Annotated in this window: 1 pseudogene (only partly in view); it reads left to right on the top strand. The window is 46.8% G+C overall.

Annotation, left to right across the window (positions count from 1 at the left end):
* Positions 1-23,375: pseudogene (locus NOS7524_RS29255) on the top strand (hypothetical protein) (its annotated part extends 6,718 nt beyond the left edge of the window); the annotation flags it as partial.

Here is a 23,375-nt window from a genome sequence, read left to right as displayed (position 1 = left end):
CTGTCGTCGCCTTAAATACACTGGGTTGGGAAGCGAGTGGAGTCCTGCTAGGAACGGTAGAAGCTTCGATTGGCGATCCCCTTGTTTCCGATATCTTTGGCTTAGATACTGGCGCAAATGCAACCGCAACAATTACCAACGTTTCCTTGGATATAGGAGGAGAGGTTAATGTTTTAGCGGATAACGCTGCCAAGATGAATGCTACCGTTAGCAATGCTGCTAGTTCGGCAGCCTCAGCCCTCTTCGATGCTGGCGGTAAAGCTGCTGGCGGTATTGTAGCCAGTAACAAAGTTAAGAGTTCAGCCACTGCCCTCATTAACAACGAAGATTTAACCTTTGACCCCAATACTCCTAGTGTTGATGCAGGTGACAATATCCTCGTTTCCGCCGTTGATAACGTAGAGCTTTACTCCAATGTCAAATTAGTTTCATCCTCAATCACCACCAACGATGGGGGAGCTAGTGTCCTTGATGAGCAGATTAGTGACGCTCTAACTGTGGACTTTGTAAGCAGCGAAGGGCAACGGAATCTAGAATACGGCGATCGCATTCGTCTTGCCAATAATCACACAGCCGGGGGTAATGCTGGCAGTGTGTATGAATATATGGGTAAAGGTGGAAATCCAGCAGACACTCGCAATCTCACTACCGAAGACTTCAGCAATACTGACTACTGGAAAGAAGTCTTAGAAACCCAACTTATTCCCCAAGGAAACAACTTTACTCCTTCGGACTCCCAAGCAGTCGGGGGTGTGGTAGTTTTCACTGAACTGGATAGCACCGTAGAAGCAGCCATTAAGAATACAGTGGTTGAAGCCGATGGAGATATCAAGGTTTCAGCCACTGAGAATGCCCTCATGGAAACCATTGCTGACACTACTGTGGAATCTTCTGGGGGCGATATCTTTGGGAGAGGAAAGTCCCAAGCTTACAACGGCATCATCGCCACCAATGTCCTGCTGACTAAAGCCGATGCCTATATTGATAATGCTGAGGTTACGACCAAGAATGGGGGTAATGTCATTATTGATGCTGTTAACAACTCTCAAATGGATGCCCAAACCCTGGCTGCCACGACATCTGGGGCTGATGCAGTGGGTGTTTTGTTGGCTTTCAACAGCATGGGCTATGACTCCCGCAACCTTCTCTTCAATACCCTTGATTCTCTCCTTGGTCTCTCAGAATTAACTGATGAACTTGAAGGGTTACTGGTTGATTATGACCTGAATGATGGCATATCTGAACCCGTTAATCTCAATGATGGGGATTGGGTGAAGCTAATAACAGGGGAAGTATATCAAGCAATCGGCGATCGCACCAACGTCAATCTCAATAGCGAAGATTACAGCGATCGCGCTCACTGGATTGAAGTCAAATCCCCCTTCGGTAACGAGATTCCGGCTCGCGCCCAGGCTTACATTCGAGACACTAATGTTGACTCGGCGGGGGATATTATCGTTACAGCAGATGCCACCGCACAACTCAATGCCACAGTGAGTAATGATGCCACAGCCAAAGCAGCAGCCTTCTATGGTGCTAATGGCATGAGTGGTAGCGGAATTTTGGCCAGCAATAAAGTCAGTGGACTCGCCAAGTCCTTTATTGAATTTACCGCCGAGCAAGGCACAATTCAAGCAGAAGGTAGTGTCAGTGTTCTGGCAGATGATGCTTCGGGGATGGATGCCTTCACTTCTTTAGGCAACACAGCAACCAAGACGAATCAGTTAGGGGCTAACCTACTCAATGACTTGGTGAATAATCTCAAGTCTGAGTACCAATACACTACTAAGTCTGGAACTCAGGATCTGGTTTTCGGCGATAAAGTATTTGTAGCTTCTGACTATGGCTTACCTGATAATGCAGTTGACCCAACCCAAGAAACCGTAGGTCAACTCTTTACGTTTATGGGAGCAGATGAGAGTAGTGTTAATTTAGAGAGTGAAGATTTCAGTAACTTCGAGCGGTGGAAAGTTGTTAACGACGATAACCTCATTCCCTCCAAGGTCGCTGAAGCAGCAGTTAAAGCTTTTGGCAAAAGCATCGGCACAGGTAAGAGCTACTACGGGGCTGTGATTCGTAATGATGTCCAGGGGCAGGTGGTAAGTTACATCGACAATGCGGATGTTGATGCAGCAGGTAATATTGTGGCTGACTTGCTCAGTAGTGAGACAGCGAATGAGCTAAAGGTAGGAACTAGGGTTAAACTGACAACTGATATTGGTGCAGCCAAGGCTGGGGAAATTTATGAGTATGTGGGTGAAGAGCGCCTTGAGGCAATTAATTTAACCACTGAAGACTATCGCGATCGCAATCTCTGGCGTAAAGTCAACGCCATTGAAGTCAGCGCAGTTGAAGCTGCCACCATGACTGCCTTTGATCAAAGTATTACCCAAGCCAATAATGAAGCAATCGGAGGTTTAATTACCACCAACCAACTTCAGGGTCAGGCGATCGCCTACATTGAAGATAGTGAAATCACCACCCTCAACACAGGTGATGTAGTGGTCGATGCCCAAAACGTTGCGAGTCTCGATGCCACATCCCTTACCCAATCCAAAGCCAGCCAATCTATCGGCGTTGTTGTTGCTATTAATACCGTTGGTTGGGATGCCAGCAACATTCTCTTCCAAGCACTAGATGCTTTACTCGGAGATACCTTACTCACAGGACTAGTCGAAGACAAACAAGATGGCGCTCGCGCCTTCATCCTCAATTCAGCAGTAGACGCAGCCAGAAATCTTAGTGTCACCTCTGATGCTAGTGCTATTCTCAATGCCACAATCGGTAATGAGCAGGTATCAAACACCACCAACAGCTTCTTAATTAATGCCAAACATGGTAAAAACGGCATGAGTGCCAGTGGGACTCTAGCGAGTAACCGCGTTAAGAGTGAGGCGAAAGCCTACATTGATAACTCTGAAAGTGGTGACATCGTTGAAGTTGATGGAACAATCATCATTGCAGCACGAGATGAAGCTCAGATTGATGCCAATACTAAAGTTGCTACCCAAGCAATTACCACTAACACCCTCAGCGATGTAGTCACGCTCCTTGGCAACCTCTTACCTGATGGATATTCCTACACTACCGCATCTGGTGAAATTAATTTACTCAATTCCTCTTCAGATACAGCATTATTTAACGCCTTAACAAATACAGGCTTTGATCGTACCATTTCCAACACTGAAACCTTAGTTGATGCTCTCAAACAAGGATTCCGAGTCAAACTGCAAGAAGATATTAATGGCGGTAGCAGTGGTGAGATTTATGAGTATATTGGTGTTGATGTCAATAGCCCTGTAGACCTATCTCAGCAAAACTACGGTGATATCAACCTCTGGCAACGACAAACCAAACCCCTTTTCGTGGGCGATCGCGTTCGTCTCGGCGCTAACTACCAAGGACCCAATGGCGAAGACTACGGTGATCCAGGGGCAGTTTACAAATATGTGGGTCAGGAATCATCTCCAACCCCAATTGACTTAGGGAAAGAGGACTACACCAATACCAACCGTTGGCAAAAGATCACCGGAGGGGCTGACGATATTAATGATAGCTACCCCAACTTTGGCAACCTGACTGCCTCAGATGCCCGCGCCTACGGCATTTTGGTAGTTGTTAATGATGTACGCACTGATGTTGAGGCTTACATCAAAGGAACAACTATCAATGCGGGGGAAGTAAAAGTTCAAGCCATCGAAAATGCTACCATCCTCGCCTCCGCCGATAGCAACGTCACCGCTTCTGGTGGTAGTGCCTTTAAAGAATTAGGGGAAGGCAAGGTAATTGCCGTTAATGGCAATATCGTCACTAATCTTGTACAAAGTCAGGCAAATGCCTACATCCTTGACAGCGAGATCACAACCACCAATACCGGAACAACTGGCGACTTAACGGTTGATGCCCAAAACACCTCCGCCATTAATGCTACCCTCCTCTCCACCACCGACTCTGGGGACAAAGGTATTGGAATCACCCTTGCCTTCAATACCCTGGGTTGGAAATCTCAGAATGTTCTGTTTAACACTGTAGAGGCACTTCTCGGCGATCCGTTCATTTCTGGTGCGTTAGGAGGTGAAAACCCTTCTGAAGCGAAAGCCTTTATCAAAAACAGTTTTCTAGATATTGCTGGTGATTTAGCAGTCACGGCTGACAATTCTGCTCAACTGAATGCCACCGCCAGTAACGCCACTAAATCAGCAGGTTCAGCCCTCTTTAATGCCTCCAGTAAAGCCTTCGGCGGACTCATCGCCATGAATAAGGTAAACAGTGGCGCGAAAGCCTACATTGAAACAACGGCAGACCAGCCTGTCCTGGGAGCAGATGCTGATGAAGTAATTGTTGGGGGGACTGTAATCGTTAAGGCTGAGGACAATGCTGGGATTTACGCCAATACCAAGATTGTTGCTTCCTCCGTCACCACTAACGACGGTGGCATTGGTGTTGCGAGTGAAACTGTTAATGATTTTGTCCCTGCTGACTTTAGCACCGACGAAGGCACGGTTGATATTAAATTTGGTGAGCGGGTACGGTTGTCTGATAGCTATGACAGTAATTTAGGCAAACCGGGCAGTGTGTATCAGTTCATGGGGACAAATGAAGCTGGGGAAAACCTCGACCTCAGTACCCAAAACTATACTGATGCTGGCTTCTGGAAGCAAGTCCTAGAAACCCAACTGTTCCCAGGGGGAATTAATTTTGATGAATCTAACTCTGCTACAGTCGGGGGTCTGGTAGTCCTCAACGACCTGCGGAGTAATGTGGAAGCTCGCATTGAGCGCATCACTGTGACGGCTGCCAGTATAGATATTGATGCGATTGAAAATGCCACCATTCAGGCAACAGCAGACAGTACAGCAATATCTTCTGGGGGTAGCAGTTTCACAGGTCAAGGTGATTCTCTGGCGGTAAATGGAGTCATTGCCACCAACGGGGTATTAAGTTCTGCCCAAGCCTTTATTCAAGACAGTGATGTTACCACTACGACAGGTGATGTTACCGTTGATGCGAACAATACCTCAACAGTTGATGCCAAAACCTTGAGCGCGACCAATGCAGGAGCGAAGGGTGTGGGCGTGACCTTAGCATTTAACCAAATTGGTTGGGACTCTCAAAATTGGCTGTTTAATGCCATTGACACAATTCTTGGTGATCCCCTCATTTCTAATGCCTTTGGCAATCAGAATCCGGCTTTGGTTCAAGCTTATATCCGCGATACGGATATAGACTCGGCGGGTGGAATTCATCTATCAGCCATCTCCACTGCCAGCGTGAATGCAACAGTAACAAACGAAACCGAGACAGCAGCTTACTCCTTTGGGGTAGGAAATGGCGCAGATAGTTTGGCCGTTGGTGTGGTCATTAGTCAGAATTTGGTTAATAGTCAGGCTCATGCCTTTATCGACACCACAGACACTACAGGGGTTCAAAATGATATTGATGCCAAGAATGGGAATCTCACCATCCTGGCTGAAGATAATGCGAGTATTATCAGCAATAGTAAGTTAGCTGCTATTTCCTCTACCACCAACGATGGTGGGCTGAGTTTGCTGACCCAATTCGTTGATAAGTTGGCAGGAGAATACCAATTTACTGACCGCTCAGGGACGCAAGAAGTAGGCTTTAGCGATCAGGTTCGCATTGATGATGTGGATTACAATAGTTCCACCAGTGATCCAGCAGAAGTTGTTGCAGGCGATCGCATCAAAATTGATTTTAATCTTGCTGACGGTACGGCAACTCAAGGGCAAGTTTTTGAGTACATCGGCACTTCACCCCTGACTACCCCAGACTTAGATAATCTCGGTGCAAATAACTACAATAATACCGCCCTCTGGAAAGAAGTGAGTTTTACCCCAGGCGGAGTCTATCAATTTATTGCGGATGAACTCTACGCAGATGATGAGGTTGACTATCTCAGTACCGATGGCACTGTAGCTGCTATCGAGTTAGGCGATCGCATCAAAGTCAAAGCCAACAACGGTGATTCTCAAGTTGGCGAAGTTTATGAATATCTCGGCACTATCAGCCAAAAAAATCTTGACCTCTCTACCATTGACTTTGCCAACGATATTCTCTGGAAACTTATTGATACCGTCACCCTGGATCTTAGCAGCGAGGACTTTAGCAATACCTCACGCTGGCGCGAACTATCCACCGTTGACCTACGACAAACCATTCCAGGGGTTAGCTTTAATCTTACCAACTCTGACTCCTCCTCCTTTGGCGGTCTGGTTGTCCGCAATGATGTCCGCAGTGATGTAGACAGCTATATAGACAACTCCGATGTTGATGTCGCTGGTAACGTGCAGCTTGATGCCTTAGAAACCGCCACGATTTTCGCCCAGGATGAAAGTACCGTTACCTCTAGTGGGGGCAGTACCTTTGGTGGTGGAACTTCCCTAGCGATTAACGGCGTGATTGTCACTAACCTAGTTCTAAGTGGTGCTGATGCCTACATCACCAATAGCTCTGTCGATACAACGAGTAATGGCGATGTGATCCTCAATGCAGAGAACACTTCCGATATTGATGCCACCGTCAACAGCATCATCAAGTCTAACGGAACTTCAGTTGGGGTAGTTCTGTCCTTCAACACCATCGGCATTGCTTCTCAGAATATCCTTTTCAATAGCATTGATACCCTCTTTGGTACTGATATTGCCAATGAACAGCCAGCAACGGTTAAGGCTTATACCGATAACACCAGCATTAACGCTGCGGGGGGCATCAGTGCCACAGCAACCCTCAATGCCAATATCAATGCCAGCGTTGAAAATGCGGCTACAACTATTGCAGCCAGCTTTGGCGACAATAAAGCTATTTCAGTGGGAGCGATTGTTTCCCTCAATAAACTCAGTACCTTCGTTGCAGCGTCCCTTGATGGGAATGGTACAAAGTCATTAATTGCAGGGAATGGGGACATTATTGTTGGTGCTAGTGATGAATCTCAGATTAATTCTGAAGTAAAAGCCACATCCATCGCCGTGGCTGCGGGGGTTGGGTCTGGAACTTCGGTTTCTGTGGGTTTGAGTGTTAGCCGGAATGAGATTCGCAATGTCCTGCAATCCTTCATTACTGATGCCACTTCCGTTCAGGCTAATAACGGCAGTATTGTCGTGAGTGCGAATGAAGCAGCCAGCATTCAGGCTACTTCCCGCGCTGTTGCTGTAGCCTTATCGGGTAGTCTCTCCGATAAGTCAATTGGTGTGGCAGGAGGCGGTGCAACGGCAGTTAACGTGATCTTAGGCGGAGCAAATGCCTTCATTGCCAACAGTCCCAATGTAAAAGCAGGTAGAGTTACCGTCACCACAACAAATAGTGCTGATATTGACGCTACAGTTGGCGCGATCGCGGTAGGCGTTACCCTGGGATCAGATAGTGCTACAGCCGTCGGTATTGGAGTCTCCTATGCCGAAAACCGCATGGGCTTTAGCGACATCATTACCCGCACACCCTTAGACGTTCAAGCGTATATCCGCAACTCCCAAGTCACTGCCCCCAATGGCGTTACTGTCTCTGCCACCTCAACCGCTAATATTAACGCCACCATTAACGCCACCACCGTTGCCGCAGCCCTGAGTGGTGGTAGTGCTACCTCAGTATCTGCTGCGGGTCTCCTCACATTTAACTATGTAGCAACGGCAGTTAAAGCCTTCATTGAGGGTGATACCACCACAGTCACCACCACAGGCACAGATGTCGTCGTTACCGCCAGTGACCAATCAAAAGTAAGTGCCGATGCTCAAGCCGTCTCTATTGGGGCTTCCATATCGGCTTCTAGTAGTGCCGTTTCCGCAGCAATTGGTCTTTCCCTAGCCTTTAATACAATTGATAATGAAACCAAGGCATATATCAAAGGGGTTGGTACTCTCTTAACCAGTGGTGGGGATGTGAAAGTGAGTGCCACCGACACCGCCACCATAGAAGCCGTCTCCGTTGCTGCTTCTTTAGCAGCAGGGGTATCCCTCTCTGGGACTGGTGTTGCTGTGTCTGGAGGTGGTGCAGTTGCTCAGAATGTCATCCTGAGTAAAACCAATGCTGATCTAGAAGATAGCGTCCTTGGCTCGGCTGTTAACCAGGTTGGGGCGGTTGACCTCGATGCCAGCAGTGATGCTGAAATTTCAGCCATTGTCGGGGCTGCTTCGGCTGCGGTGGGTATCGGTGCAAGTACAGGGGTTGCCGTTTCCATTGGGGTGTCGGTAGCACGCAACTTTATTGGTTATGGTCTAGATAACGATACATCTGCCGATATTAACTCTGATCAAAATCCCACTACTCTCACCACAGGAACGCGAGTCAAGATTGTTAATGGACCTCGCAGTGGTGACGTTTACCGCTATCTTGGCTCTGACTTAAGCGATGGCGCAGGTATTGATCTCGATACTCAAAACTACGGTGATACTAGCGTTTGGGAACAGATTAACCTCAGTGATTCAGCAGCCCAGGTACAAGCCACGATTACCAACACCAGTATTAATGCCTCTGGTGCATTAACAGTGGATGCGGATGCAGAACAAACCATTGATGCCATTGTGATTGCTGCTTCTGCTGCTCTTTCAGGTGGTGGAAATACTGGGGTTGCGGTGAGTGGTGCAGGAGTTTACGCCGAGAATGTTATTCAGTCGGTAGTAAAAGCAACGGTAAATGGTGACGGTGCAACAGGTATCAAAGTTGATAGTTCCAGCCTCACGGCTACGGATGCTTCAAGCATTGAAGCAATTGCCGGGGCTGCTTCCCTAGCCGCCTCCGTTGGTGGAAACACAGGGGTAGGGGTTTCGGTGGGACTCTCCCTTGCCTTTAATGAGATTGCCAATGATGTCGAAGCCTCGATTAAGAATGCTGATAATGGTTTCGAGACTACAAGCGGTGATGTTACCGTTAGTGCCACCTCTCAGGGACGACCAGTATTTAACGCCAGTACTTCTGAATTGAGTAATGCGGGGTTGAGTTTTGCCCAATTAGATGATGTAGCAAAAGCGGATGAAGATAACCCTGATAACGCGATCGCGGAAGATACCATAGACCTCATAGCTGATCAGGCAATCCTAGCCAAGATTCGTTCCCTCTTTACCTCTCAAGGAAAAACTCTTTCCTTTAACGATACCGTCGGCACAGAAGCCAAATACACCACAAATGAGGCAGAAAGTCAAGATCTGCGGCAAGGGGATACAGTTAAAATCACCGATGATTTCACTGGGACTGGTCAGAAAGGTCGAGTTTACCGTTATGTCGGTAGCGATCGCAATAACATTAACCTCAGTAATGAGAACTACGGCAATACTAGCAACTGGGTCTTAATCGACAAACTCAAAGTCACAATCCTTGAAGAAAATCAACGCTGGGCGGTAGTTGATCCTGATGGCACAACGTACATTCTCAATCGCAACGGTAATTCTCTAGAGGTGACTCAGACCAACATTAACGCCATTTCCGCAGCAGCATCACTGGCTGCTGGCATTGGCGGAGGTAACGGGGTTGCTGTCTCAGGTGCTGGAGCAGTGGCTGAGAATGTGATCCTCAGTACCACCAATGCCACTATCGACAGTAGCGATGTGATCAGTGCCGGGGATGTCGTAGTCAGTGCAGCTAGTAACTCAACTATTCAATCTACAATTGCTGCTGCTTCTCTCGCCATTGGTGGAGGTGGTAGTGCTGGTGTTGGAGTATCCATCGGAGTTGCCGTTGCCAGAAACTTCATCGGCATTACACCAGGTGGAAGCGATCGCATCTTACCGGAAGTAGGAGCGACAATTAAAAATTCCAGCATTGACAGCGTAGGTAACTTATCCCTCAATGCCATTGGTTCACAAACGATTAATTCTATCGTTCTGGCTGGTTCAGCCGGGGTAGCAGTCGGGGGGAAAGCCGGGGTTGCCGTAAGCGGTTCTGGTGTTTTCGCTGAGAATGAGATTGATGTGGATGTCACCTCTGCCATTGAGGGCGATCGCGCTATTGACACAGCCGGTGGCGTGACTGAGGGAATTCGCGCTCATGCTATTTCTATCACCGCTCAGGACGTTTCTGAGATTAACGCGATCGCCGGTGCTGTTTCCCTGGCAGCCTCTATCGGTGGAAAGGCTGGAGTTTCTGTGTCCGTCGGGGTTTCCCTTGCCAAAAATACCATTACTAGCTCTGTAGAAGCCGCAATCCTCAATGCTGATAATGGAGTGCAGACCACTGGGGGCGACATCACCATTGCGGCGGTGCAGGCTGGATCTATCGCAGCAACTTCCAGTGCTGCCTCATTAGCGGCTGGTTTAGCAGGTTTAGCTGGAATTGCGGTTAGTGGTGCAGGTGCTGAGGCAACCAATATTATTCATGCTAATACCAACGCATACATTGATAGCAGCACAATTGAAAGTGCGGGGAACGTTGACCTAGATGCTAATAGCACCTCCACCATTGATGCCACCATCATCAGTGCAGCTTTCTCTCTCGCTGTTGGCGGAATCGCAGGAGTCGGGGCTTCCATCGGTGCTGCTCTAGCAACTAACAAAATTGGCGACGGGACAGAAAATACAGGACAGGTACAGGCATACATCGAAGATTCCAGTATTACCAACGCAGATGCGCTAACCATAGACGCAGTAGCCAATCAAGAGATTGACGCTCTAGTTCTGGCTGGGTCTGTAGCCATTGCTGGAGGTACGGTGGGAGTGGGTTTAGCAGGGGCTGGTGCAAGTGCTAGTAACCAAATTGCTGCAAATATTGGTGCTTATATTGATGGTGATGGGACTGAAGGAATTAGCGTTGATAGTGTCACCATTAACACTGATGATACCTCCACGATTACGGCTAATACTGGATCTGCTGCGGTAGCTGCTTCCTTTGGTTTAGCAGGTGCTTCTATTGCAGTGGGTGCAGCAATTGCCACTAATACTATTAATAACCAAGTCGAAGCGTACATCCAGAATGCTGATGAACTGACTGCCTCTGTCGGTAACATTACAATTACCGCCGACGAAATTGCTAATATTACCGCCTTAACCGCAGCAGCAAGTGTTGCTGTCAGTATCTCCATTATCTCCGGCGGAGCAGGGGCGTTGGCTGTTACCGAAGCTATTAACACTCTAACTACTCACGTTACCGCAGCAATTGCAAACAGCACCGTTACCGCCAATGGCGAGGTGAAAGTTCAAGCTCAAGATACTTCAACAGTAGACTCAGAAACCATTGCTTTTGCAGGATCTGGAAGTTTCGTTAGTCTCTCGGCGGGAGTTGTCCTCGCACAGAACGAAATCGGTAATAATGTCACTGCACATATCACTAACTCCACAGTTACCGCAGAGGCAGAGGGCGATATTTCCGTAATCGCCACCTCTACTCCCACCATAGAAACCCTCAGTGAAGTTGGGGCAGTTGCCCTTGGCTTTGGTGGGTCAGGTGCTGGCGGAAGTGCTGAAACAATTATCAATGGCACCACTGAAGCTTATGTTGATAGCAGTAATTTAACAGCAATAGACAACGAGATTATCGTTAGTGCCGACTCTACCACCACTGCCAAACCCGAAATCAAAGGCTTATCTGTAGGACTTATTGGCGTTACGGTGATGGAATCCCAAGTCACCCTTGATGGTGAAACTCGTGCCTACTTAACCGGAACTTCCACTGTTGATGCTAATAAACTAGATATCCTTGCCGAAGATCAGGTCACTGCTACTCCAGTCACAGAAATCGGAGCGGGGGGTGCAATTACGATCTCAACTACCAAATCTACTGTTAATATCACCCGTACAACCGCAGCTGAAGTAAGTTCTGGCGCAGATATTACTCTTACCAACGGCGACCTTAATGTGTTGGCGACGGCTGATATTTCCGGAACCACAAACACTTCTAGTAAGACCTTCTCTGCTGCTGACATTGCGGTTAATACGGTGGATACCACACTGAACAACACCACTCGCGCTGCGATCGCATCAGGAGCAACGGTACGCTCGGCACAAGGTGCAGTCAAGGTTGATGCTAATGCTACTAACCAAGCAGAGTCGGAAATAGAGAGTCTCGGTGTGGGTTTACTCTTAAAAGTGGGTACAAGCAATCCCACAGCTACGGTTAATAGTATTACAGAAGCCCTCATTGATGGGGTCGTAACTGGCATTACTGCTGATGGTAAAGCGGGTAACGTCACCATTAACGCTACAGCCGTGGATCAAGCTGCTGCTGGGGCAAAAACTGCGGGCGGTGGTTTGATTTCTGTTGGGGTTGCTAATGTAGCTGCCAACATCACATCTACTGTGAGTGCCTTCGCCGGAGGAACAATCCAATCAGCTAATAATATTCAAATAACTGCCATCTCTCAAACTGATGCAGATGCAGATTCTGAGAGTAGTTCTGGTGGTGCAGTTGACGTTACTACGTTAAATGCTACTGCAACCAGTAACCCCACCATTCGTGCTGATATTGGCTCGAACGCGATTTTAGAAGCTGGATTAGGGGTTGTGGTGAATGCTGTTCATGGTCAAGATCCACCTACCTTCTCCGACGGTAGTTTTAGTGCCACAACAGGAGTTAATTCCAGCAGCAATACAATTACCTTTGCTAATAATCATGGTTTGCTTACAGGGGATACCGTTACTTATAACCAAAATAGTCAAACCACACCAGTCGGAGGTCTTACAGACGGACGTGAGTATGGGATTATCAAATCCAGTGATCAAGCCTTCCAACTAGGGACAATCTTCAACTCCCTTGACTTTGAAGACAATCCTGTTATTGATGTAGACAGAGATACGATTAACTTTTCAGGACGGCATAACCTCCAAGATGGCGATCGCGTTATCTACACTGCCAATGAAGCCATCGTCGGTGGCTTAATCAGTGGCAAGACCTATGAGGTGAGATACATTAATGACACCACTATCAAACTCATTGACCCTGATAATCCCCCTGCCACTGCCCAGAAATTCTCTGGCAATAATATTAATGTCGGAAGCGATACTACTATTATCTCTCTTGATAATCACAACTTCAGCGACGGACAAGCCATAACTTATCGCGCTCCGAAAGCCACAGTGTTTAGCTCTCCCTCGATTGATGTTACTGGCACAGGAGAAGACTTCTTAACCAATGCAGACAATAACAACAATATCTATCTTGGTGCAGGTCACGGTTTCCAAAGTGGAGATGAAGTAATTTACTCCAGCGAAGGAGAAACCATCGGGAATCTGGTTAATGGCGAACGGTACTTTGTTATTTATGACCCCAATACCCCAGAACAAATTCAACTGGCAGCCACTTATGAAAAAGCCGTAGGGGTAACTGACGATAATGGTACTCCTGACGATACCAGCGATGACACAATCATTCCCATCACCCCTCTAGTCTTGAATCCCAACAAAGGCTCAGAAGCCAGCAAGGTAATTCATAGCCTCCTGAAAGTAACGGATCAACCCATCGGTGGACTCAGTGACGGTATCACCTACTACGTTGATCACATTGATAACGATAAATTCCGACTTCTCGATAGTAACGGAAATGCGATCGCGCTCAACGGCACAGATTCAGAAGATAGTAGTATCACCTTAAGCGGAAACCATACTTTAGGTACTGAAGGCATTGACCTCACAAATGCGGGTAGTGGTAGCCATAAGCTAGTTCTAGATATCACCAGTGTCGGGACTGGTAGCCAACGCTTTGAAGGAGTTGGTGGCGCAAGAGCCTTTGCCTCCGCACCTTCTGGGGATGGGGTAGTCACCGCTTCAGCTAGTGGTAGTAGTGGTGGTGTTGTCCGTGTTGCGGGAGCAAATACCACCGCCACATCCACACCCACCGTTGCCGTCCATATTATGGAAGGGGCTACCGTAGTCGCCAATTTCATTGATGTTGATGCCACCACAAAGGGTAATGTTTCTGCCTCTTCTGCCAACAGTGGTGGTGGCTTAGTGTCTGTGGGTGACGCTGAAAGTACCATTACTGTTAACACCACTAGCACTCTCACCCTTGGTAACAATGTTACTCTTCTAGCTGAAGATTCAATTACCCTCAACACGCAAACGGATCAAAATGCCAATGTTTTAGCGATCAGTGATGGTGGCGGATTGGTAGATTTTGCTGATGCTGATATTACCGCTAATCTGGACTATAGCTCAGTAATTACCGTTGGGGCGGGGGCTGACCTCAAAGCTAAGAATTCCCTGGTGATTGATGCCGAGAGTCGTTTAGATATAGATGCAAAAGCTGACTCTGATAGTGCTGGATTGGGATCTTCTGCTGACACCACTTCCGAAGTAACCATTGGTAGTAGTGAAAATAAAGCGACAACTGAAACCAGAATTGGCATGGATGCTCGTTTACAAGCTGATCAAATTACCATACAAGCACGCACCACGAAACTAGATGCCTATGTAGAAGCGAAGTCTGAAGCAGCAGGAGCAGGAGCAGATGCCGATGCCACTGCTAATTTAGATATCTTTGATGATGTCAACGTTACCCTTGACGCTAACGCTGGTATTACAGGTTCAACGGTTAATATCAACGCCAATCACAGTGGTGTAAATATTCGCTCTCGCTCCGATGCGGATACTGATGCCCTCTATGGGGATGCTGACTCCAACTCACGCACCGATTATAATAGTCAAAATACAGTAACCGTTGCTAGTGGTGCAACCGTTGCTGCGGGAATACTCAATGTCACCTCCAACCAAAACATTATTAACTATGACCGTCGCACTAATGCTGATGTTGATGTCTTTGGTAGTGCCGATGAAAATGAATCAGGAGAATTTAATGCCCGTCGTACTATTAATTGGAATGGTAATGTTACCTTTATCGCTGCACCTGCTCCAAATCTACTGATTGACAGCAATGGCACTATTGTTACCGCAGAAAATATCACTGTTAATGGTGGTCAAGGGGAGGGCGTAACAGTCACAGGGGAAACGATTACTATTGACGCGATCGCGAACAACAATGTCGGTTCAGCTAACTTTAACATCAATAATGTTGGTGATCGCGATAATCAGAGCGCAGGTAATGGAATCCTAACAGGAAGCGGTGGCACATTCAGTAGTGGCTCAATTTTTACCGGGGTTGAAATAGTCAACAAATCCGATAAAAAGCTATTGATTGGAGACATTAGCCTCGCTAACTCCAACCTCCAGCCCAATGTTGATCTCAATGCTCAAGAAGTTAACCTCACCTTTAACGTTGGTAATCTTGCCCCTGCCGGAGATATAGAAATTGACATTCTCAACGAAGGCAGTGGTGATATTGAGTTCCAAGGCTGGATCGATAATCCCATCGGCTTGATTCAGGTAGAAAATCAAGGCGGAAACTTACTCAACAATGGCGGTATTCTCCGAGGTAATCAAATCCAACTCATCACGGCTAAGGGAGTGGGAACAAGCACTAACCGTACCACCATTGATTTAGTTCGCAGTGCCAACCGACCGACTGATCTCAATGTCACAGCCACTAATGACCTTTGGCTAGATATTACCGGACGCTTACGAGATACCGATGCTAACAATGCCCAGTTTAAGGGCGGAACTCTCACCACCCTCGGCAATGTCGATCTTCAGTTCCAAAGTTCTGTGCAAGAAACTGAAGCCACAGGAACAGCAGCAGGTGTAAAAGTTTCTGTCAATGGCGGAACTTCCACTACTTACCAAGAATTCTTCCGCCCTGACACCTCAACAGCACCTTCAGACCTAGACTTCCGCCTCTTTGCCGATACTAGCCAAGCTGTAAATATAGATAGCGGATTCACCTTTGATCAAATTAACGGGGTGAATATAAACCTAGAAGCTGCTAACAGCGAAACTAATGATCCGCAAATTGATTTGATTGCCAACACCAATCATGGTGATAGTGGCGATATCAGTGCCTTATTCCACGGTAATCTCACTTTTGTTGAAACTGAAGGAAATCTCCGAGTTAACCGTATCCAGGCAAATGCTGGTGATGTCGTCCTAACTGTCTCTGATGGCGGAATCCTTGAAAGTACGCCAGGAGATAACGGTGCAACTGCCTTGGTCATCGGTAACAATATCACCCTCAATGCCACCGCCGGAATTGGGACAGCTACTGACTTCTTTGAAATTGACTCCTCCTTTAATTCTCTTGGTCATGTTTACGCCGAAGCCAATAACAGTATCTTCCTCACCGAAACCGCAGGCAATCTCAGTCTAGATGGAGTAGTTTCTAACAACGCAGATGTCTCCCTCCTCACCCTATCAGGTTCAATTCTTGATGGTATTGTTGAAACCGAAGACTTAGCAGATATCCAAGGGACGAACCTCGATTTAATCGTCAATGGTGGAAGCATCGGTGCAGTGGACAATGATTTAGAAATATACGGTGCTGGCAGTTATCAACAAAATAATTCTCTCCAAATCACAACAGGAATACCAGAACAAGGACGACTCTACAGCACTGCAACCCAAGACATCTACCTCAAACAGATTAACGGCTCTCTAAATGTGATGCGGGTAGAAGCCACCACTGGAGATATTCGCCTCAGCGTCCTAGATACTCAGGATACCATTGCTGGCAGTAGTGACCCCTTACCCGAAAACTTCAACCTCCTGGCTGGGAATGGCACAACTATCATAGGAACTGCTGTAACCGGTGGGATTGTCACTGCACCAAATGGCTCAATCCTTATAGATGCTGGCGACGACATTAATATTCCCTTATCTACCCTTATCCAAGCAGCCACAACTGCCACTCTGCGAGGCGACTATGGCGGGGTTGACGGAGAAGAACGAGATGAAAATATCGGGACTACCATCACTATTGAGGGAGATGTTCAAGCACCTACAGTAGAAATTACTGGGGGAAATGAGGTTGATTATATCCAACTATTAGGAACGGCAGGAATTAACGCCAACGGAATTATTACTCGTTTGCAAGGGAATGCGGGCGCAGACCGCTTTTTTGTCCAGGGAACGGCAATTCCCCTGACCCTCCAAGGACAAGAGGGTGCAGACCGCTACTACCTCAGTAGCAATGCAGCCAAAGACCTGTTCATGACCCAGGGCTTCTTTGATGATCATGCCGTTGACCCCTTGACGGTTCTCAATGGTACTCTCGATACAATTCAGGCGACTGTTACCATTGAAACTGGATTGGGTGGTAATGGCGGAACACGGGATGTAGTCTATGCCAGCACCATCGGTAGCACCAACCCTGTTACCGGAGAAATCACCAATGCTAATGGCGTGGATACCCTGACTGGACTCGGCATGAGTGGACAGATTGATCTCGATATTCCCGCCGATAGTCAAGAAAACGGCTTCCAAAGTGCCTTCTTGATGGTTGGTTTGGGCAGTGGGAATGATACCTTCCGGGTCAAAGGCTTGTCTGCCCAGACTATTGCTGAAGTCTATAGCCAAAGCGGAAATGATATCCTCAATGTGGGAAATGACAATAATTCCTTAGCTGATATTAGTGGTATTGTCACCTTCAAGGGTGGAATCGGGGAAGATACCCTTAATGTTTTCGGTAACGCCACCGCACCCCTTGATTCACAGACTGGAATTGACCCCGACCAACTCAGTGCCATTAGTATCACTGGGCTAGAAATGGGGAATAATGGACTCCTCAGCACCCATACTCGCTTTGGTGCAGGATATGACGATGACTTGGGTGGTAACTATCCAGGGGCAATTTACTACGCCACTCGCACCACTACCAACGGACTTGATACCATCAGCAGTGATGTCGAAACCGTTAATGTGCAACTGGGTACAGGAGATGATAGCTTTGTCATTGATAGCACCTATAAAGGGGAAACTAATATCTTTGGTAATGGTGGCAATGATACCCTCACCGTTAGTTCTACAGCTACCGGACTTGAACCTAACTTTACTAAGCGAGTAGATTTCCTGCGCGGAATAGTGCAGTTAGATGGCGAAACCCTAATTCTGGATGATTCAGGTGATGACAACGCCAATATTGGAACGTATCGAGGAGATACTGTTACTGGGTTAGACATGACAGGTGCTGTCACCTTTGCCAACGTCAACGTCATTGAGATTCGCTTGGGTGAACAAGATGACACTTTCTATGTATCAAAAACTGATGCAGATTTGACCACGACTCTGAAAACGGGTGGAGGCGTTGATACGGTCTATATAGGAACTGTATCGGGTCAGGAAACCAAGGGTAGCCTTGATGAAATCGTAGGGCAACTCATAATTGAAGGGGAAGGTCCCGAAGCCAACGATACTCTCTATCTTAATGATCAAGATAGTAACATTTCTCAAACTTACACCTTTAGTAATGCAATTACTGGAACTCGCCAACTTCAAGATGGTACAAATTGGCCTATAGATACCACCACCTTTAACCGGAGTGGTATAGCAAATGTGCAATATCGCACTATTGAAAATCTAGTCTTGAATGCCGGTCAAGAAAACGACACCATTAATGTCGAAGGTACGCACCGAGAGCAAGATGTTCTAGGCGGAAAAGCCGCCAGCTTTACGATTAATGCGGGATTAGGAGCAGATCAAATCTATGTTGGTGAACTACTTGGCAATACCGGCACATACAGCTTAGATAATTTTGCCATTGATCTTGAAAATCCCACTGCCGATAGCGTTAAAGGTATCCCACTGATTATTAACGGGCAAGGAGGTAATGATGTCTTACACTTCCTCGATAATGCCAATGAAGCCAATGCGAATCTAGCCTTTAACCAAAATAGTTTTGCTCAACTTTTCCCCACCGATGATAGCGATGACGCAGATGGTATTTCTGATACCTTCTTGGACTTTTACACCACAGTATTGGGCGAAGACCCGACCACTCACAACTATGCGGGTATTGTTCTTTCTAATGCAGGAAAAAACAGTTCATTAAATATCAATTCTCTGACTACCGAAACTATACGAGTTACTTTAGGTAGCGGTGACGATGTGGTGCAGTTGACTAATAATCAGTATGACCACAATATTACTGTTGACGGTGGTGCAGGAAAAGATACGTTTAACCTCGAAAACGCAGTAGACTTACAAGGTAACAGCGTAGTCTTCAATGGACAAGCAGGGGATGATATTTTCTTTGCTGATTTTAAAACAGGAGTTTCTGCTACCAATCTCAACGTTACCTTTAATGGTGGCACTAACGACATCATTGGTGATAAGTTCCGCTTGGCTGGTGATGGTACGACAACTGGAGGAGAATACATTCCTAGCAGTACAGACAACCGTTCCGGCGAAATTCGCCTCAATGGTAATCAATTTAACCTGACGAATATAGAACCGTTAGTGGTTCACGGCTTCCCAGATTTCCAAGTGGTTACGCCTGATGAGCAAGCTAATCTCAGCTTAGGTTCAGTGGCGATAGAGGATTTACAACTGACTTCAATCAGTTTGCAGGTAGTAACTGTTGATGGGGTAATTACTTGGACGCAAGAGCAAAAGCTCACCATTGATGATGCTTTAGAGCCACTCTATCTAGGCAGTGCAGTCGGAAATCTTATAGACAGCTATGGAAGAGAAATCCAACGCCGAAAGGACGATGGAAAGTGGGTTGATAGCAGAGGAAATGTTCTCACAGAGAACAACGGGCGACTGTATGATAGCCAAAACAATCCTCTCTCCTTCATGCCAGAAGCTAATGCAATGGCAGTGGATGGCAACACGATGGTTGTGGGAGCGCAACTAGATGGTGCAGACTACGGTGTAGTTTATGTCTATGAGTGGAATGGCAGTGCTTGGAAAGAAACCGCGAAACTCTATCCTGAAGATAAGGCAGAGGCAGGACAAGGTTTTGGTTATGCGGTGGCAATTGAAAATAATCAAATTGTGGTGGGTGCGCCAAAGGATGATGGCAATGGTACTGATGCAGGTGCAGTTTATATCTTTGAACGTAGTAACGGGAGATGGCAACAAGTTGCGAAATTAACTCCGCTAGATGCTGAAGCAGGTGATGCCTTTGGGAGAGCGGTAGATATTTCTCAAAGTGTAGTGATTGTGGGTGCGCCTGGGTTTGGAAATAATACTAATGATAGTGCCTATATCTTTGAAGGCAGTGGAAGTAATTGGAGTCAGACGCAAAGGTGGAATGAAAGTGGAGACTTAGGGCAAGCCGTGACTGTTGATGGAAATTACGCTGCGGTTGGCTTGCCTAACTCTAGCGATGCGAATGGGGCAGGAATTGTTAAGGTTTATCGAAATAACAATGGCTCTTGGTCTTATACTGATACTCTGACTCCTTCAGAAGCTAATCGAGGGGAAGCGTTCGGTCATGCTTTGGCAATGGATGGAAACCGGATTGTCGTAGGTGCGCCATTGTGGGATGGTATCGGGAATAGTGCAACAGACCAAGGTCGTGCCTTTGTGTTTGACCGCTCTGGTAATAATTGGGAACGAGTGGCGCGTTTGACTGCGGATGGAGGTCTGCCCTCAGCAGACGCTTCTAGTGAGGGACGAGCAGGCGATCGCTTCGGTCTGAGTGTTGCACTTGATGGTGATTATGTGGCAGTGGGTGCGCCTGGCTACGATGATGCTAATGACATTGATGTGGGGGCAGCCTACGTTTTCTATGAACTCCCTGATCTGGGTTCAGGCAATGGCAAGACTTGGGTACGCTCTAGTGGGGCAAGTAGCTCTGGACGCTTGATGGCAAATTCTCCGGCTGGGTCTGACCCTGATGCTCCCTTAGCGGATCATTTTGGTGCTGGGATTGCTGTTGCTGGAACGAAAGTGATTGTGGGAATGCCAGGTTTTAATGATGTCAATAATAGTAATCAGATTGTCCGAGGAGATGTGGGAGCATTCCGCACCTTTACTACTAATAATGTTCTTCCGGCAGTCACCAACCCGAATCTCAGAGCAGAAACCTTGGTTAATAATCTGGCAGGATTCGGGGAGTTTACTCACTATGATCCAAGCACTCGCACCTTATTTGTGGCTGCCGATGATAGCAATACGGTACTCAGTTATGTTAACGAAGGACTCTATTGGCGACCTTCTACTACCTTTACTGGGGCAAGTGGTTTTGGGGCGGATATTGACTCCGATGGCAATCGTCTAGTAATTGGTGCGCCAGGTAGTAACCAAGTTTATGTTTATACCTGGACTGGAGAGGAATGGTCAAATAGTCCTTCCTCGATTCTTAACGGTTCTCTATACGGAAATGGTCGCTTTGGTTCTTCGGTGGCAATTGATGGCTCGAATTTAGTAGTTGGAGCAGAAGATGCGAATCTTCGTTATTACTCTACTAACCGTGCTGATACAGGTCATGAGATTGATTTAGGCGCAACTGGCGTTATCCATACCTTTAAGTTAAATGGTAGCTCTTGGACGCGAGACCGCGTTTTGATGCCTTATCGCAATGATTTGCCAGAAACCACTTCCTATTACTACGAACCTAGTGGTTGGAATCAAGTTTGGATTGAAGGATCGGGTTATTTTGGTTTAGGTTTGCATACACAACCAAGTGATAGAGGTTATGGATTGAGCAACGGTCGAATTACACTTGCTCCAAGAACCTATGCCCTCATGGTCTCTATTTATGGCGATAATGATATGAGTTACCGAGTCAATAACAGTTTTGATAGTTTCACGACTGTTAACCATAGTATCGATGACAATTATGATATCGACCTGTTGTTAGTTGGTACTCTGAACGGATCTGCTACAGGGTCTGTAACAATTTCAAACAACACGTATAACTATGGTCTTGGAAACCACACTCCTCCGAATGGTACATACCAGCAAATGAGTGTTTCTGGCAACGCAATTGGCGTGGTGTCCTCGGTAGCTGGTGTTGGTTACTATAAAACACTTGAAGGTAGTGGTACATTTGACTTTGAAGATTTTGGCAGCAGCGATAATGATACTTGGTTTACTTTACTGAGTACAATTCCTAATAGAGACATTTTCCGAGAATCTTATTCTGCTCTAAGAAACTCCAAGTGGGGTGCAGAGCTAGATATTGTCGGCAATCAGGTCTTTGTCGGCGCACCAGGTCAAGATGCTGTGGCGGTTTATGACCTGGGTCTAAGTGAATATTCTCCTTGGCGGGTGCGAGTCATGGATGGTAGCAGCACTGATGTTTTTGACACCCCAACTCGACCAACTTATCTCGATGATGAACAAGGAACTGGACTCGGAAGAGCGATCGCAGCTTACAACTCTTCCCGATTTTATGTTTCCGAACCTTTGCCAGACTTCAATAACTGGTATAATGTGACTACCTATACTCGCAGTGGCAGTAATTGGACAAAAGGTAGCTCCACTAGTTTTGGAAGTGAAATTAGTATTCAAGGAAATCGGATGCTGATTGGTAATCCGATCGATAGCAACAACACAGGCTTAACTTATCTCTTTGATGCCTCCTCTGGCAGTTTCTTAAACCTTACCCTTTATCCCTATCAACTGAATAGCTCCACCAACGAAATGCAAAATGACCTTACTAAGAATCGTCGCTTTGGGGTGGGTTCTTCGATTATCAGTGAAGGTCACTATATCATTGGCTCAGATCCCACTGTTTCTAGCATTCCCCAAACCCTCTACAACTTCCGTCAACGCGGACCAGCTTGGACTGCTATTGATACAGTCGTCACGCCAGACAAACTAAAAACTGCCAAACTCGGTGTCAGCATGGCAATAGACGGCAACACCGCCGTAGTAGGGGCGCAGGATTATGACGGACGCGGGGCTGCGTTTATTTACACCCAAAATGAGGCGGGAGTTTGGAATTTAGAAGCAACCCTACAAGCTGAAGGCATTGAACTTGATGACAAATTTGGTGCGAGTGTGGCAATTAGCGGCGACACAGTGGCAATCGGAGCGACGGGTGCAAACAGTGTCTATGTCTTCAATCGCATTGGGGACAATTGGACGCAGCAAACTAACCTGAGCAATAGTGCCAGTGGCTTCGGTTCAGCCGTAGATATTGATGTAGATACTCTGGTAGTGGGAGCAGCAGAATCTGCCAGTGCTTTCGTTTATGAACTCAACATCAACACTTGGGAACTGAGTAATAGACTATCATATCCTGGTTTCTTTGGCTACTTGAGTGAATTCGGCACAGCCGTCGCAGTAGATGGTGATACTATTGCTATCGGCTCACCAGGAGGTAGAGGGACTTTAGGTGGTTTAGGTCCTATTTTCGTAGATAGTGGCGTTTATGTTTATACCGATAATGGTTCTAATTGGACACTCCAGGCTGGCTTGAAATATTCAGATGCAATCATTGACGACGACTTTGGTCAATCGGTAGACATTAGCGATGAATGGCTCGTAGTCGGCGCTCCCGGAGATAATAATAAAGGTGCAGCCTACACCTTTAACTGGAATGGTAACAATTGGGTAGAAACGAATAAACTCGAACTAGGCATTGGTCAAACCAACGATTACTTTGGTCACGCGGTTACGATTGATGGCGAACGCATTGTAGTAGGTGCGTATGGGCGTGAT

The sequence above is a fragment of the Nostoc sp. PCC 7524 genome, assembly GCF_000316645.1.
In the GTDB taxonomy this organism is placed as follows: Bacteria; Cyanobacteriota; Cyanobacteriia; order Cyanobacteriales; family Nostocaceae; genus Trichormus.
Note: the sequence above shows the minus strand (reverse complement) of the source record. Positions and strands in the feature narration are given on the sequence as shown.